Below are 16184 nucleotides of genomic sequence, written 5' to 3'. Positions count from 1 at the left end.
CCTAGTTCCTGACCTCCGGCTCATGCCTGCGCGGCGCTACCTGCGAGCCCCTGCCATCTCTTCAATCCGGGGTCGTCAATGCCGAACATGTCCAGCAGCCGCCCCACGCTCTGATCGATGACGTCGTCGAGGCTGCGCGGCCGGTGATAGAAAGCCGGCACCGCTGGGAAGATGACAGCGCCGGCCTTGGCCACGGCGAGCATGTTGTCTAGATGGATGACATTCAGCGGCGTCTCCCTGACCATGAGCACCAGCTTGCGCTGCTCCTTCAACGCCACGTCGGCGGCCCTTGCGATCAGATTCTCGCCATACCCCACCCGAATGCCCGCCAAGGTCTTCATGCTGCAGGGCACGATGGCCACGCCATCGTGTTGAAACGAACCACTGGAAATGCAGGCCGACTGATCCGCATCGGAATACACCTTGGTGGCCAGCCCTTGCACGTCATGCAGGCTGTACGAGGTCTCTTCTTTGAGTGTGACCTTGGCCCATTTGCTCATTACCAGATGAGACTCCACGTTCAGCGCGGCCAGCCGCTCCAGCAGGCGCACGCCATAGACTGCGCCTGTGGCGCCAGTCATGCAGACAACCAGTTTTTTCATACGTCATTCATCAATATATGTGCGTGTGCATGCATATTAATGAATGAAACCCACGAAGTCAACCGGCGCGGGAATATATAGCAGTGAGTTACCGACTCTTGACCCAGGCGCGGCGAAGCCCGTCGTACGCCCAGTTGTAGGCCACGGTGTAAGGGAACATGAACAGGATGAAGCCAAATTCCAGCGCCAGGGCTTGCATCAGTGGGAGCTGCATCACGGCGGCGGCCAGCGGCACGCCGAAGGCCACGATGCCCAGCTCGAATCCGCCGGCGTGCAGCAGGCGCAGCTTCAAATCTCGGTGGATGCGCGCGGGCGGCCATAGCCTGTCAAACATCATGCTGTAGACCGCGTTCCACAGCATGGCGAGGGTGGCCAGCAGCAGGCTGATCGCACCAGCCTGTGCTATCGGCCGATCCAGCCACCATGCCGCTACGGGAGCGCAAATGGCAATGGCGATGAGCTCGAACCCCACGGCGTGGATTGCGCGCTCGGTCCAGGTCTTGTGTTGGGCTTTCATAGTGCTTTCTTCTTGGAGGAAAGCCCGCAGTCTCATATGTTATTCAGGCATTTCAAAGTTGGTATTTATCCATAAATACGATAGATTGAGCCGACCTATCAAATCCACTTGCATTGCATAGATGACTGACATCAGCTTTGACCAGCTCCAGGCCTTTGTGGCGGCTGCCGAAAGAGGCTCGTTCTCCGCAGCCGCGCGGCATTTGCGCAAGGCGCAATCGGTAGTGAGCACCCATGTGGCCAATCTTGAGGTATCGCTGGGCGTGGCGCTGTTCGACCGCGAAAGCCGCAGCCCCATTCTCACGCAGGCCGGCGTGCGCTTGCTGCATGAGGCCCGCGTGGTGCTGGAGCGGCGCGAGCATCTCGTGGGCGTGGCTTACAGCATCGAGCGCAACGTTGAGGAGTCGCTGGTGATCGCGGTCGATGAGCTGTTTCCCATGCAAACTCTCGGGCAGCGTATGGTGGATTTCTCCAAAGCGTTTCCGTTCGTCGAGCTGAAGCTGCTGTTCCCGCGCATGGAGGATGTCAGCCAGCTCGTTTTGAGCGCTGCCGCCGACCTGGGCATCATGTGGCGCCAGGAATCGCTGCAGCCCGAGTTGGGCTTTCGCAACATCGGCTGGGTGCCGCTCAAATTGGTCTGCGCAAGCAACCATCCACTGGCCCAAGGCAGCATTGCCTGGGAAGAGCTCAAGCGCTACCGGCAGATCCAGGTCACGCCACGCGGCGGCGGCCAGGAGAAATCGCGCCTGCGCGTGGCCTCGTCTGTGTGGTGGGTCGAGAGCTATCGGGCGATGCTGGAGTTGGTACGGTTGGGCTTGGGCTGGGCCGTCGTACCCTACCACCTGCTAGATGAACTGCGGGAAGACTCCGGACTGATCGCCCCTAGCCTTGATTTCGACGTGGGCGACGTCCCAGTGCCGCTTGAGTTGGTCTGGCACAAGCAGCGCCCCTGCGGGCCGGCTGCTGCATGGTTGCGAGAGCACCTAGTATCGATAGCCCCTTAGAACAGACCGACACTGATAAACTCTATTTATCCGAATAACAGATAGATATTAATTTGAATGCATCCGTTTTAAAAATAAGAATCGGGCCATTGCTTGCACACCCATCGCCTCACTGCGGGGCGCAGATGCAGGCAAGGCATTCATCGATTTCCTGTTTTGAAAGGTACATTCATGACCATCAACACCACCAACGCCGTCGCCAATGCAGGCGCGTCGCGCCGCAACCTGTTGCGCGCAGCCTTCTCGCTGCCCTTGATGCCCGCCATGCTCCACACACCTGCCATCAGCGCGGCTACCGCTTCTGCCGCAAACATCTTTGTCGAGAGCGAGTTCGCCCCGCTGCGCACTGTAGTGCTGGCGCAATCGGAAGTCGCCATCTCCAAGGCCATGCTCAATGGCCAGGAAATGGCCTTCATCCCGGAGGAGCTGCGCAAGAATCTGCCCGTGGGCCGCGACTTCGGTGAAGCCCAGCCCGAGCTGCAGCGCATCTGGGAGCAAGAACGTGAGAACTTTGGTGCCGTGCTCAAGAAATACGGCGTCGAGGTGCTGCGCCCGCGCAAGCTGACTGCGGTGGAAAAGGCCGTAGCGGGCGATGACGGCTACAGTAACTTCTTCGTGCGAGACCCGTTCTTCACCGTGGGCAATTTCGTTGTCGAAGGCTCGCTGCGCTTTTTGCACCGCCGCAACGAGGTACTGCCCGTGCGCCCCGTGTTCGAAGAGCGCGTCTACCCCGCCGAATGCAGCTATATCGCGCTGCCGCGCCCCGAAGTCGGCACCGAGGCCAATCTGGGCACGGGCCCATTTCTGGAAGGCGGCGACGTGCTCGTGCTGGGCAATCATGTGTTCGTCGGCAGTTCCGGCCTGGCCTCCAACCCGCGAGGCGCGCAGTGGCTGGCCAAGCTGCTCAAGCCCGCAGGCTACGCAGTGGAGTTGGTGCGCCTCAAGCCCGAAATCCTGCACCTGGACTGCGCCCTGGGCCTGATCCAGCCAGGATTGATGGTGGTGTGCGAGGAAGCGCTCCTCGACGGGATTCCAGACACGCTCAAGTCCTGGAAGAAAATCCCTGTGTCAATGCAAGAGGCCGGTAATCTGGCCACCAACGGCCTGCCGCTGAGCCCCGACGTCTACGTCGCCGACCCGGCCTTCCAGCACATCGGTGATCAACTGGAGCGCCATGGTGTGAAAGTCGAGTACGTGGACTTCCGGATCAGTCGTTCGTTTGGCGGATCCTTCCGCTGTAGCACACAACCACTGTTGCGCCGTTCCTGAGTGGGCCGTCTCCTTCAGGCTGATCTCAGACATTCGGTCTTGTTCGCTGAATGACGGCCTCATCCAGGACTTGACGTTCATCAACGTGGCCGCTATCGCTCCTCCGCTGCGCTACTCAAATCGGCCTTCGCGAATCTGCGCCCAATTCGTGGACCACACATGTCAATGGCTCAAGGCCCGCCAGGGCGGCACCTAAGCTGTCATGCTCAGTGTGCGCGCAGCTTCCTGCATCGGCTGCAAATACTGTCCGATCACCGTCTCCGTGGATGCAATCTGCAGCAGCCAGGAGCACGATATGCAGGCATGCACCTGTGCCCCTTTTCGAACGGGCACCGAAACCGCCCCATACCGCTCCACCGACTGAGGAGGAACCACCGAGAGGTCCCGGAGTGCATAGCCCTGGCGACGGATATCCTGCAGCCGCTGCGGTAATTGGCCTGAGCGCAAAACCGCGTGATCCAACTCGTCCGTTGAACGGGCCAAGCGCTGCAGGACTTCATCGCGCTCCGGCTCGGGGCAGAAGGCCAGATAGCACAGCCCGAGCGAGGAGCGCAGCATCGGGGGCCTGAACCCCAGTTGCCGGTAATTGGCCGCCAATCCCATCACCACGGCATCCACGAAATCGAGGATGAGCATGCTGGAGCCGTCCCGGATCGCCAGATTGACGGGCCAGGGCACCTTGCGCTGGAGCCGATCGCAGATCGGCCGCGCCAGTTGCGCGAAGTCGTGCGCGCTGTCCTGCTGCGCCAGCCGTGTGGCCGCGGCCGTCTCGCAGACATAGCGCCCGCGAGGGCCCTGACGCCGGATCCACCCGCTTTCGACCAAGGTCTGCAGCAACCGGGCCAAGGTGGCCTTGGGCAGCCCCGTTTCCTCGCGCAGCTCAGTGAACGACATCGCGGATGAGCGCTGGATGGCACCCAGCACTTGCAATCCCCGCTGCAATGACTGGACGGAGGGGGAGGTGGCCATTTTGCGTGGTTAAAGTTCCGATATGCGGAACTATAGCCTGCCAAGAAAAAAGCAACCGGTCACCATGAAGCCCTCGTTACACAAGGTTTTCATATGGACTGGAATTTCAGCAAAGCGCTGCCTCACAAGAGCAGCAGCGCAGTGGCTATCCTGATAGCAACGCATTCACGGCACAGCCGCCATCAAATGTTCGGGAGGCGTGCATGAACAAGCGTACGGTGTTTTTGACCGGCGGGGCCTCGGGCATTGGACGTGCCACGGTGGAGCGATTGGCTACAGAGGGAGATCGCCTGGTGGTGATGGATCGGGATACCGATGCCCTGCAATCCCTGGAAAACGCCATGCAGGAGCGAGGCCTCGACGTGCGCACGCATGCCCTGGACGTGCGTGACCGTGCCGCCATTGCCCGCGTGCTGGACAGCGAAGCCCGCGTGGATGTCGCGATTGCCGTTGCCGGCCGATACCGCTCGCATCCCTTCGACGAGCTGTCGGACCAGGATTTCCGCGAGACGGTGGATATCAATCTCTTCGGTGTTTTCATATTTGCCCAGGAGGCGGCACGGCGCATGAACGCAGGGGGCCGGATTGTGGTCGTCTCCTCGCGCGGTGCCCTCGGCATGAACCGGGCTGCGGACTATGTGGCCTCCAAGGCAGGCGTCGTGGGGCTGGTGCGGGCCATGGCCATGGATCTGCGTGAGCGCCAGATTGCCGTCAACTCGGTTGCGCCAGGCTTTACCGACACACCGATGACCCGCAGCATGCCCAAGGATCTGTATGCCGCATCGGTCGCACTGGAGCCCTCGGGCGCGGCCGCCTCCCCCGCCGACATCGCCCAGGCCATTGCCTTCTTCGCCGATGCCGATACGCACTTCATCACCGGACAGACCCTGCTGGTCGATGGCGGCAAGTCGCTCGGAGCGATCGGGCTTTGATGAACTAACTCGGTCCATACCACACAACTATTCTCAGGAGACATCATGCACCGTTCTTTGAAGCAAGCCGCTCTGGCATTGGCTTTCACGCTGGGTTACTCCCTGGTATCACATGCGCAGCCCTGGCCCAGCCGTCCTATCACGCTCGTCGTCGGCTGGCCCGCCGGCGGCGATACGGACGCCGCGGCACGGCTGTATGCCGACAAGCTGACCGCCGCCTTGCACCAGCCGGTGATCGTCGACAACCGGCCTGGCGCCAGCGGCGTCATCGCGGCGTCCTTCGTTGCCAAGGCTGCACCCGATGGCTATACCTTGCTGTATACCCCCAGCACCTTCACGCTGGTCCAGCATGTGCTGAAGGTCTCGCCCGGGATCGCACATGACGTCCAGCGCGACTTCACGCCCATCATCAAGGACCAGAATATTCCGCTGGTCCTGGTGACCGGCCTCTCTTCCGGGATTCGCTCTGTCAGCCAGTTGGTTGAGAAAGCCAGGTCGCAGAATGTGAGCTATGGATCTCCGGGCGTTGGCACGCCCCAGCACATCCTGGCGGAAATGTTCAACAAGGCGACCAAGGTGCGCCTCTCGCATGTGCCCTACCGCGGTTCAGCGCCTCTCGTTGCCGACGTGCTCGGCGGTCACGTGCAAGCGGGCTGGACCACGCTGGGTGTCATCGCCAGCCACGCCAGAAGCGGCAAGCTGACCCCGCTGGCGTTGGCCGAGAAACAGCGCAGCGCGCTGCTGCCCGAAGTCCCCACCTTCACCGAACTGGGCTATCCCACGCTGAAATTCAGCGCCTGGCAAGGCCTGCTCGGCCCCAAAGGGTTGCCGGAGCCGATCGTTCAGACCCTGAACAAGACCATCAACCAGGCTCTACAGATGCCAGAAGTGCGGGCCAAGCTGGCCACGTTGGGCATGGAGCCAGCCGGAGGCGCTCCCGCGGTGCTTGCACAGCAAATTGAGTCGGATAGCCGGCTGTATGAAGACTTGATGAAGGAATTCGGAATCAAGCCCGAATGACCGGCCACCCTCGCTTGCCGAACACAACACCATGAAACCGATCCTCTGCGTCGAAGATGCACGCCGTCTTGCACGGCAGCGCATTCCACGGATGTTCTATGACTTCGTCGACTCGGGCTCCTGGACGGAGTCGACCTACCACGCGAACGAACAAGCGTTTGCGGCAATCCGGCTGCGGCAACGGGTCGGCAAGAACATTGAACACCGCAGCACGCGGACCCAACTGCTGGGCAGCGACTGCGCCTTGCCGCTGGCCATTGCGCCCACCGGCCTGGCTGGGTTTGTCTGGGCGGATGGTGAGATCCTGTGCGCCCGCGCCGCCCATCGCTTCGGCGTGCCGTACAGCCTGTCCATCGGTAGCGTCTGCTCGCTGGAAGAAGTCCGACGCCACACCCATGGACCTCTCTGGCTGCAGGTGTCGCTGCTCAAGGACCGCAAGTTTCTGCAGGGGCTGGTCGAGCGCGCCAGGCAGGCCAACTGCAGTGCGCTGATCCTGACGTTGGACTACCACGTCGCCGGACAAAGACACTGCGATGCGCGCAATGGACTTTCGCTGCCGCCGCGTATTTCCCTGCGCCAGCTCGCCGACATGCTGTCCTCCCCGGCGTGGTGCGCAGCCATGTTGCGTACCCGGAACCGGGGATTCGGCAATGTGATCGGCCATGCCAAGGGCGTGCACGACCTGCAGTCCTTTGCCCAGTGGCATGGCAACCAGTTCGAACTCAATATCGGCTGGGACCAGGTGGAATGGCTCAAGCGCCTTTGGGGCGGCCCCTTAATCGTCAAAGGAATCCTGGACCGCGAAGATGCCTTGCATGCGGTGTCCGCTGGTGCGGATGCCATCGTCGTGAGCAACCAGGGCGGACGCCAGCTCGATGGCGCCCCGCCGACCATCGAAATGCTGCCCGAGATTGCAGATGCGGTAGGAACGCAGACGGAGGTGCTGATCGACGGTGGAATCCGTAGCGGTCAGGACATCGTGCGAGCGTGCGCCCTGGGTGCCCGCGGTGTACTGGCCGGACGCGCCATTCTCTATGGCATGGCCGCGGCGGGCGAAAACGGCGTCTCAAGAATTCTGGAAATCCTTCGCTCGGAAATGCTGAGCACCATGGCGTTTTGCGGCATGAACGAGGTCAGCCAGCTCACGCCAGCGAACATCGTGCCGCCCAGCCACCGGCCAGTTCATGACACCAATGGGCCTTAGCGCTCATCTCCCCTACTTCCTTCCAAGCAACAACAGTCCGTGCCTAGGTCTGCACGGATGGCACGGTCACGCCCTTTAACCAACCATCAAATCAAGGAGACACAAGCATCATGAAGAAAATCATTCTTGCCGTCGGGGCCGCAGGCCTGGCGGGTACTGCCCTGGCTCAGTCCAAACTCGAGATCTTTGGAACCGTCGACATGGGCTTTGCGCGCCTCACTGGCGCCGGGACTTCCAAGCTGGGACTGTCCACCGGAGGAATCAATATCAGCCGCATGGGGTTTCGCGGCACGGAGGACCTGGGCGGCGGGCTGAAGGCGGGTATCTGGCTCGAAGCCGGCATCGACCCCGACACCGGTGCCGGCAAGGCGGCTGGTGGCGGCCTGAGCTTCAACCGCCGGTCCACCGTCAGCCTGATGGGCAGCTTCGGTGAGGTGCGCCTGGGCCGCGACGATTCGGCCTCCTTCCTGAATACGCTGATCTTCAGTCCCTTCCTGACCAATGGCGTGGGCGGCACCATGGCCTTGGCGATGCTGGGCGCTCCCGGCGCAGGCACCGCAGCCGGCGGTGCGCCAGTCCAGATCAGCAATGCCATCAGCTATTTCCTGCCGCCGAACCTGGGCGGCTTCTACGGCCAGGTGCAGGCGGCCATGAGCGAGAAGTCCGGCAACGCGCCCGACCACCGCCAGGGCGACTACCGCGGCCTACGCCTGGGCTACCGCCAGGGCGCATTCGACGGCGCACTGGCCATCGGCAGGTTCTACGGTGATGCCTCGGAGAACCATGTCACCGCTAGCAACATCGGCCTGTCCTATGACTTCGGCGTGGCCAAGCCCATGCTGCTGTGGGCCAGCGAGAAACGCGGCGAACTGAAGGTCACGGCACTGCAGTTGGGTGTGACCGCACCGCTGGGCAGTGGCGAGCTGCGTGCCTCCTATGCTTATCACAACACGGCCAACAGTCTGGCAGACTGGAGCAAGATCAGCATCGGCTATGGCTACAACCTTTCCAAGCGCACGCAGCTCTATGGCACCCTTGCCTACCTGAAGAACAAGAACGGCGGCAATCGCTCCATCGGCGTGCAGGGGCTGAGCGCCACTGGTGCCTCCCTGGGCGGAAGCTCCAGTGGCCTGGAACTGGGCATCCGGCATTTCTTCTGATGTAGGAGCATGGCGCCGAGCCATGCCCCAAGCATCGGCGCCCGATATTGCATGACACTAAGCACCTGCTTCAGGCTGATCTGAGACATTCGGCTTTGTCCTGCCAAGTTCCGTTGTGACCGATGCCGGACGTCAACTCGAAAGCGTCTAGGGGTCAGTTCAAAGCCGGGTCGATTCAAAGACCGAGAAAGCCTTGGGCTTGCAGCATAAAACCAGTCCAAGTTTTTATCCACGTCCCATCCACTGTACGTGATCAAGGAACTGGACATTAGCCGAACACTTACTCAGTATCTATCTGCTCAGGCACAGTCAGATGCCTGTGGTCCTCAAAGCTTTTGCTATTTACGCATATGAACTGGAGGCACATTGCCCAGCAGCCGTATCAGATCCTGTTGCCGCGTCGCGCCGGTCTTGGCAAAGATGGAAGATAGCTGCGAGCGCACAGTGCTGATCTTCACGCCCAGTTCCGTGGCTACCTCCGCTGGTGTACTGCCGCGCAGCAGCGGCGGCAGCAAGCGCGTCTCGGCGGGGCTCAAGCCGAAGATGCGCGCCACGAAGTTCGGCACCGACGCGGGCGCGGGCGCGGGCGCGTGTCGGGCCAGCACCAGCATGCAGGCGCCGGGCTGCGCCTGCACCGCCGCGCCGGATGCTGCGCCTTGAACCTCGATGGGCAGCGCCAGGGCCATGAGCCCCGCGGCTGCATCGCCCGGCGCACCACCCACGCCATTCCCTAGCACGCCGCCGCCCTGCCCGTGCGTGCAGGCCCGCACCAGCGCGGCCAGCGGGTCGTGCGGCGCCACATGCGCGGGCAGGCTGCCAAGCCAGCGCGGCGCGATAGCGGCCAGGGCCCGCGCGCTGGGGTTGGCGTACAGCACTCTCGCGGCGGGGTCGAGCATCAGCACGCCGAAATCCAGCGTATCCAGAAAACGGTGCAGCAGCGTCACCTGCTCCTGCAGGCGGCGCGTGGTCCAATGCAGGTCGAAGGCACGCACCACGTGCGGAAGGATCAGGTCCATTCGGACGAGGTCGTTCGCGTCGAAGTCGGGCTGCTCGGGCCTGCGGAAAAGGCTTAGGTGCGAGGGCGGCGCCAGCCCCGGCACGCTGCCGTCCGATACGGCGCTCACCAGCAGGTATTCAGCAGACAGGGGCGCCAGATATTCACGGTAGAAGCGACTTTGGCGAAACACGGGCAAAGCCACGATGTCGCTGCCGCGCATGACGTTGCCCTGCACGAAGAAGCCCTGCGCAACGCCCGATTGCAGCCAGGCGTCGTGCTGCCACCAGTAGTCGGAGTAGGCGCGGGCCGCTTCCTCGGGGTGATTCCAAGCGGCGTAGAAGCTCTGGTCGCGCTGGCCCTGGCCGGCAGCCACAAGCATCGAGAAACTGGCATCGAAGGTTTCAGCGATCACGCGCAGCGCATCGGACCAGGCGTCGTCATGGCCCACGGCGCCGTACAGCGCGTGCTGGATGCGGTCGAATGCAGCCAGGGGCATGGCCCCGTCTTCTGGCGCGGCAGTCTTCGGGTTCATCGCCATCTCTCCTGGTCGTACGGGTGTCACGGTTGTGGCACATCGCCTGGAGGTAGGCAATGGGGGGGATGCTTGGATGATTTGAGTGAAAAAGCTTTCAACGCTTATTTGGCAAGCGTTGAAAGCTATTTAAACAATAGCACTAATATTCAGTTGCGCCGCATCCGCCGCACGCCCAGCGCTGCACAGGCCAAGGCCAGCAGTGCCAGCGCCCATCCAGAGAGAGTGGGGACGGCAGTGGCTGCCGGGGCTGTAGGGGTCAGGGCTGGAGAGAAGAAAACCTGCTCGGATGCGGGGCCTGCGCCGTTGGCGTTCACGGCGCGGGCGGAGCAGGCATACGGCGTGTCGTTGGTCATGCCTATGAGGGTGGCCGGGCTGGGCGTGTTGGCCGCCGTGACCGATCCGCCGGGGCCGAACGGGGTGCAGGCCACATCGTAGCCCGTAATAGGGTCGGGGCCTGGGGGAATTGGCGGCGTGATGGTGAGCGTGACCTGGCCGTTGCCGGGTAAGGCCTGGGTGATGGTGGGGGCGGCAGGGGGCACACCGGGCAGGTCTTGAATAATGGCCAGGCCGTTTCTGGGCTGCTGATCCACACGGGCGAACCAGCCGCCGAACAGCACCTTTTGCGGCGACAGCGGCAGCACGGCGTAGGCCACGAAGCCGGCATTGACCACACCCACATCGTTGAACGCGGCTTGGACAGTATTGGCCGCGATGTCGATGCTGGCCACGCGCTGGTGCGGCGCGCCACCCACCTGGTCGAACGCGCCCGCAATCACCATGGCACTGCTCCCCCCGCCTCGCGGGCGGAAGGCATAGATGGATTCGTTGGCGTCCACGGACAGGGTGTTGTCGATCGAGCCATCGGCATTCAGCCGCGCCAAGCCGGTGCGTGGCTGGCCGTCCACCTGTGTGAGCAGGCCGCCGATCAGCAGCTTGCCGTCTCCCTGCAAGTACATCGCATTCACCCAACCGGTGACGCCGGGGTCGCCGAAGGCGGCATCCAGCGTGCCGTTGGCGTTCAGACGGGCCACGCTGTCGCGCGGTTGGCCGCCAGCCTGGTTGAACATGCCGCCGATCAGCACTTCGCCGCCGGGTTGCAACGCAATGGCGCGCACGCCGTTGTCCAGGGCCGGGTCAGCGAAGGTCGCGTCCAGCGCGCCGTTGGTATCCAGCCGCGCCAAGTAGTAGCGCGCCGTGGTGCCCACCTGGCTGAAGTAGCCGCCGACCAACAGCTTGTCGTCGGGTTGCACCATCAGTGCCTCGACGCCGTTGCCGGACGTGACGGTGACGTTGGGGTCATAGGCCCCGTCCAGCGTGCCGTCCGCGTTCAGCCGGGCGATGTTGTTGCGCGCGACACCGTTCACATGGTCGAAGCGCCCACCGATCACGATCTTGCTGTCGCTCTGCACAGTAATGGCGTGCACCTCACCCGCCGTGGCGGAGGGACCGGTGCCATACGTCACGTCAGGGGTGAAGGCTGGATCCAGCGTCCAGTCGGATCCGCTCAACCGCACCAGACCCCGGCGCGTGATGGTCCCGCTGTAGAACGTTTCGCCGCCGGCCAGCACGCTGGTGCCGTCATAGCGCAGGACGAAGGTGGTGCCGCTCACGGCATTCCACGGCGTGGCCACCCAAGTGGCATGGGCTGGCACAGCAACGGCCAGGGTCAGCAGCGCCAGGGCGGCTTGCCAGTAGCGGCGAAGAATGACGGTAGGCACGGTGTTTTCCTCATGGAACATGAATGCGGCGATGATTGCAAACGCCGCGGGGGAAAACATCCGTCAAATGAAGGAAAAAGCTACGTTTAGCCACATTCCGGCATCGGACTGACACAAAAACGTACCTCCATGGACGCGACATGGCGATACATAGCTACAAAAACCAGAAAGGTATCGCCATGGCTAGGGCATGTCATCAATCAAATCCCCTCCAGTTGAAAGTCACAGCCTCAGCGTTAAGTACAGGCCATGAGTAAAAGATACGCCCTCCTTGATGCCCAGTGGGAACGCATCATGGACTCCAGTGTCAGATGCTACTCAGATCCGGGAGGGCGTCGCCCTCAAGGCAGCCCTCAATCCGGCGAAAACACCATGTAGACGGGGCTTCCACACTGAACCGTCTGGCTGCCGAGCGCCTGGGCAAGCCACGAGCCACCAAGCGCAAACGTGGTGACGGTGTCGCTGTCCTCGTTTCAGAAAAACATGGCTGCTTGCCGGTGGAGAGCTTGCGGGTCAGCGCGCGGCGACGGTGATGAGCCTGGTGCGACTAGCTACGCTGCATGGGTATGATCCATGGGTCTACCTGCGCGATGAGCTAGGACGGCCTCTGGCACATCCAAGCCACCGTATCGACCACGCCTCTGTGAAACGTATCGTTCCAGCAGACATTTCCTGCGCAACGCCCTCACTCGTGCGGCACCGCCCGATGTGAAGATCCAAGCGGTCAGTGGTGATATTCCCACCTCAAGCAGCGCATGCCAATGCCACCCAGCAGCAGGCTGAACATCAGCAGTGCCCATTCACCCAGGATGGGGACTGTCTGGACCGTGCTGGCGCCAACGATTGTCCGGCAGTCAGTCGACCAAGGGGTCGAACCCGTCGCGGTGTCCCATGCATCATCCGTGGGCGACGGCGTGCTCAACTGATTGGGACAGAGGGCCGAAAGACCATCCAACAATGAGGTAGGTGCGGCAGGCGGGGAACCTGTAAGGCGGTTGTAGTGAACGTAGAAATATTGCAGCGCCGCCAGCCCGCTCATATCGGGGATGGGGCCAGTGAGTTGATTGTTGGACACCGCGAACCTATTGAGTGACGTCAACCCCGCCAAGCTTGGAATCAGCCCCGAAAGCTGGTTGCTACTGACATAGAAACTCTGCAGCGCTATCAATCCGCTCAAGCTGGGGATGGTTCCCGTGAGTCTGTTGTTGGCGACGTCAAAATTGACCAGCGCCGCCAATCCACTCAGTGCGGGAATGGAACCCGTCAGTTGATTGTTGTAAGCCCGGAAATCTTCGAGGGCGGCCACTCCAGCCAGACTAGGAATGGCGTCCGCCAAGCGGTTGTTTTCAACCTGAAAGCGTGCCAGCACGGCTAGCCCTGTCAGGCTGGGAATGGGGCCTGCAAGCTGGTTGTTGGCGGCATAAAAGAATTGCAGCGCAGTGAGATTGGTAAGCGCAGGGATGGTGCCCGATAGCTGGTTGTTGCTGACCGAGAACGTGCGCAGCGCGGTCTGCCCGCTCAAACTGACAGGGATCGAGCCGGTGAGTTGGTTATCGGCAGCGATGAAGGACTGCAAGGCCATCAGGCCGGTGAAATCGGGAACAGGGCCAGTGAGCTGATTGCCTGTGACATCAAAACGCTCCAGCGCAGGCAAGCCGCTCAGGCTGGGGATGGAATTCGTGAGCTGGTTGTAGGAGGCGTTGAATTCCCGTAACGCCGTCAAGCCGCTCAAGCTGGGGATGTCACCCGTGAGTAGGTTGTTCTGGACGTTGAAATCCTGCAGCGCCGTCAGCCCACCGATACCAGGAATGGCTCCTGTCAGTACGTTGCTTTCTGCATAGAAGCGCCGTAGCGCCGTCAGGTTGTTCAGCGTGGACGGCAGCGTACCGCTGAGGCCATTGTTTTGAAGCGCCAGGCCCACGACGTGATCATAGGCGTCCTCGCAAATCACGCCATACCAACTGTCGTCGCATGGGTCGCTGGTGCCACCCGCGTGGTCTTGCCAGCCGTTTTTGTTCGTCCAGCCTGCGCCGTTGGTGCCGACATATAGATCGACCAGCGCCTGCCGTTCGCTAGCGGGAACGGCTGCGAAAGCCGTCAGCGCACAAGCACTCAGAGTGGTGGCAATCAGGGCGCCACGCAGTCCGCCGATGACATCTTTAAGGTGGTGCGGCATAGGCTGGACTTTCTCGACAAATCTTGAGTTTCAAAGTGTAGATTTTGAATAGCGCAGCCTGGAAAATCTTCCTTCATTTGACGGATGCTTTGTAAGGTGGTTTTTGAACAATGGCCGCCCCTGTGGAGAAGATTTCACTCATCGCAGCCCTTCGCGGCCTCGCTACGCCCTCCTTTAGTCAGGCCTTAGCATTGCTGTGCACGAACGTCATGACACCCAGCTTGGCCACCAGCGTACGGCACGGCCCACTCGCATACTCCGTCCCTCCACTTCCGTCTCGGCCGCCCGGAGAATCCCCTATTCCCTGATAGCAATCGATATGCCAAAACGATGATAACCAGGAGAAACCATGAGCCAGCCCAAAGAAGTGGCAATAGGTGAATCGATATCCCAGGCAGCGTTCAATCACGTCCTGCACGCGCTATATAGTGCCGTGGGGCGAGACAACACTTGGCCCGATGTGGTACGCGTAATAGCCGATATGTTTAGTGCCAGCGTGGCCTGCTGGTGCGCAACAGACGCACAAGCGCCACGGGAGCACAGTTTCTACGCTGCCTGGAACCTTCCCGAAACGCTGAACCGCGCCTACCAGGATCACTGGGTACAGCACGACCCCTGGCTGCATGCCGGCATGGCCCAGAAAGCATTCGTGCAAGGCCGTGTGCTGCGCGGCACCGACATGGTGCCGGCCCCGGTGTTGCGCCAAAGCCGCTTCTACCGCGAATACATGGCGCTGTACCCGATCGAACACCTGCTGACGGCGGTGGTGTCTGACGGTAGCGTACCAGGCCTGGCGCCACCGATGATCCTGAGCTTGTTCCGTGCGCCAGAGCAGCCCGACTTCGGCGAACACGATGTTGCACGGCTGCAGTTGCTGTTTCCGCACCTGCTGCGCGCCTTCGACCTGCATTGGACCACGCGCCGCCTGCAGGAGCAGGTGACGCTGCTGCACCGTTTTCTGGATACGCTGGATTTCGGTGTGGCCTTGCTCGACCCCGCGGGGCAGGTGCTGTATGCCAACCACAGCGTGCAGGCCATGGCAAGGGAGCCAGCGTTGGCGCGCTGGCTGGGCTGCCTACCTGCGCGTGTGGAGATACACGATCCGTTAAGCCGCCTGGTGCACGCCAGTATGCGCGGGCAAGGTGGAGGCACCACGCTCGGCGAACCCACGTCCGAACTCCTGGCCCTGGCGCTACCCATCGAAGGCAAAAGGGAAGATGCACTGCCGGGCGGCTGCATCTTGCTGCTGGCCCGGCATACCCAGGCACCTGCGGCAGTGTCTGGCTTCGTGATGCGCATCTTCGGCTTGAGCCCTGCCGAGGCGCGCCTGCTGCCACCCCTGCTGCGCGGCAGTACACCGGCAGAGATCGCCGTGGAGGTGGGCGTGAAGATCAGCACCGTGCGCTCACAACTGTCCTCCATCTTCGCCAAGACCGGAGCCGCACGCCAACAGGACCTGATTCGACTGCTGGGCAATGTGCCTCCAGTCCGCATGCGGAAATAACAGAGACTTTGCGGACCACAGACACCTGACTGCGCCTGAAGTTCCCTTTAAAACCTTGGCCTGCCGGAGGCAAGGAATCCGGCCGAACAGGGTCTCTGCGTGAAAAGCTCCAGATTCAGTGAAACGCAGATATGGGCTGCAGCCCACTCAACTTTCAGCAGGTCCTGGCGATCCTGTCGGCGAAGGCCCTGGAGCTCGAAGCGAAGGATAGGTCGCGCTTCCTGCGAGTCATCGGCATTGATGCCACTACGCCAGAAGATTTTCGTGCGGCAGCCAAGAAGAACCGGTCGAAGACGGTCGGCGCGACCAAAGTCCCAAAGAAGAAGGCATAGGGAGCACTGAGATCCAACGGCCCTTCAGCATCTGGCCAGCCGAGCCCCTGAACTCTTCTCGGTCTCGGCAAGCCACCGCGTCGGCTCGCGCCCTGTGTTGTGTGGGCTCGCGGTATCGGTATGTTAGGACTGCCGCATATCGTAGAGCAGTCGCTCGAACAAGCGCTCGACCACCGAACCAATGACTGCTTGAGGTCAGATAGCGTGAGCACGGTCAACGGGAATGAGCGACCGAAGACGCTGCGA

At 61.9% G+C, this 16184-nt stretch carries 14 protein-coding genes; 8 read left to right on the top strand and 6 right to left on the bottom strand.

Annotated features, from left to right (window positions below; translation table 11 throughout):
* Nucleotides 1-20: 20 nt before the first annotated feature.
* Nucleotides 21-602 carry a UbiX family flavin prenyltransferase gene (locus tag ACYVKR_RS03060; protein ID WP_460479285.1) on the bottom strand — a complete coding sequence of 194 codons (582 nt, stop codon included), beginning with the start codon at nucleotides 600-602 and terminating at the stop codon, nucleotides 21-23.
* Nucleotides 603-690: 88 nt separating this feature from the next.
* On the bottom strand, nucleotides 691-1119 hold the full coding sequence (locus tag ACYVKR_RS03055; protein ID WP_460479284.1) for a PACE efflux transporter: 429 nt from the start codon (nucleotides 1117-1119) through the stop codon (nucleotides 691-693).
* A 121-nt stretch (nucleotides 1120-1240) separates the two neighbouring features.
* Between ACYVKR_RS03055 and ACYVKR_RS03050 the strand changes: the two genes are divergently transcribed.
* Both ACYVKR_RS03050 and ACYVKR_RS03045 read left to right on the top strand, forming a co-directional pair.
* The gene (locus tag ACYVKR_RS03050) at nucleotides 1241-2122 is read left to right on the top strand and encodes a LysR family transcriptional regulator (RefSeq protein WP_460479283.1); all 882 of its coding nucleotides are present in this window, start codon (nucleotides 1241-1243) and stop codon (nucleotides 2120-2122) included.
* A 171-nt stretch (nucleotides 2123-2293) separates the two neighbouring features.
* A complete protein-coding gene (locus ACYVKR_RS03045) occupies nucleotides 2294-3391 on the top strand; it encodes a dimethylarginine dimethylaminohydrolase family protein (RefSeq protein WP_460479282.1) in 1098 nt (365 codons plus the stop codon).
* A gap of 192 nt (nucleotides 3392-3583) precedes the next feature.
* On the opposite strand, the gene ACYVKR_RS03040 is transcribed toward ACYVKR_RS03045, so the two are convergent.
* Nucleotides 3584-4360 (bottom strand): helix-turn-helix domain-containing protein, encoded by a 777-nt coding sequence (locus ACYVKR_RS03040; RefSeq protein ID WP_460479280.1) that lies wholly within the window; start codon nucleotides 4358-4360, stop codon nucleotides 3584-3586.
* 203 nt (nucleotides 4361-4563) lie between these two features.
* Between ACYVKR_RS03040 and ACYVKR_RS03035 the strand changes: the two genes are divergently transcribed.
* The 4 genes from ACYVKR_RS03035 (at nucleotide 4564) to ACYVKR_RS03020 (ending at nucleotide 8676) form a co-directional block, all read left to right on the top strand.
* Nucleotides 4564-5292 carry an SDR family NAD(P)-dependent oxidoreductase gene (locus ACYVKR_RS03035; protein ID WP_460479279.1) on the top strand — a complete coding sequence of 243 codons (729 nt, stop codon included), beginning with the start codon at nucleotides 4564-4566 and terminating at the stop codon, nucleotides 5290-5292.
* A 45-nt stretch (nucleotides 5293-5337) separates the two neighbouring features.
* Nucleotides 5338-6312: a Bug family tripartite tricarboxylate transporter substrate binding protein gene (locus tag ACYVKR_RS03030; RefSeq protein ID WP_460479278.1), complete on the top strand. Its 975-nt coding sequence runs from the start codon at nucleotides 5338-5340 to the stop codon at nucleotides 6310-6312.
* A 31-nt stretch (nucleotides 6313-6343) separates the two neighbouring features.
* Nucleotides 6344-7516 (top strand): alpha-hydroxy acid oxidase, encoded by a 1173-nt coding sequence (locus ACYVKR_RS03025; protein ID WP_460479276.1) that lies wholly within the window; start codon nucleotides 6344-6346, stop codon nucleotides 7514-7516.
* A gap of 110 nt (nucleotides 7517-7626) precedes the next feature.
* Nucleotides 7627-8676, top strand: coding sequence for a porin (locus tag ACYVKR_RS03020; RefSeq protein ID WP_460479275.1), 1050 nt, complete (start codon nucleotides 7627-7629; stop codon nucleotides 8674-8676).
* Between the two features lie 338 nt (nucleotides 8677-9014).
* On the opposite strand, the gene ACYVKR_RS03015 is transcribed toward ACYVKR_RS03020, so the two are convergent.
* From ACYVKR_RS03015 to ACYVKR_RS03005, 3 genes are all read right to left on the bottom strand, one after another.
* Nucleotides 9015-10169 carry a helix-turn-helix transcriptional regulator gene (locus ACYVKR_RS03015; protein WP_460479274.1) on the bottom strand — a complete coding sequence of 385 codons (1155 nt, stop codon included), beginning with the start codon at nucleotides 10167-10169 and terminating at the stop codon, nucleotides 9015-9017.
* A gap of 185 nt (nucleotides 10170-10354) precedes the next feature.
* Entirely contained in the window at nucleotides 10355-11926 is a 1572-nt protein-coding gene (locus tag ACYVKR_RS03010) for a delta-60 repeat domain-containing protein (protein ID WP_460479273.1), read from the bottom strand.
* Between the two features lie 724 nt (nucleotides 11927-12650).
* Nucleotides 12651-14102 (bottom strand): hypothetical protein, encoded by a 1452-nt coding sequence (locus ACYVKR_RS03005; protein WP_460479272.1) that lies wholly within the window; start codon nucleotides 14100-14102, stop codon nucleotides 12651-12653.
* Between the two features lie 349 nt (nucleotides 14103-14451).
* Between ACYVKR_RS03005 and ACYVKR_RS03000 the strand changes: the two genes are divergently transcribed.
* Together ACYVKR_RS03000 and ACYVKR_RS02995 are read left to right on the top strand one after the other, a co-directional pair.
* Nucleotides 14452-15606 carry a helix-turn-helix transcriptional regulator gene (locus ACYVKR_RS03000; RefSeq protein WP_460479271.1) on the top strand — a complete coding sequence of 385 codons (1155 nt, stop codon included), beginning with the start codon at nucleotides 14452-14454 and terminating at the stop codon, nucleotides 15604-15606.
* A gap of 131 nt (nucleotides 15607-15737) precedes the next feature.
* Nucleotides 15738-15938, top strand: a complete 201-nt coding sequence (locus tag ACYVKR_RS02995; RefSeq protein WP_460479270.1) for a hypothetical protein — start codon at nucleotides 15738-15740, stop codon at nucleotides 15936-15938.
* Nucleotides 15939-16184 lie beyond the last annotated feature (246 nt).

The organism is Comamonas humi, from assembly GCF_054782535.1.
This window is presented reverse-complemented; position numbering and strand designations above follow the sequence as displayed.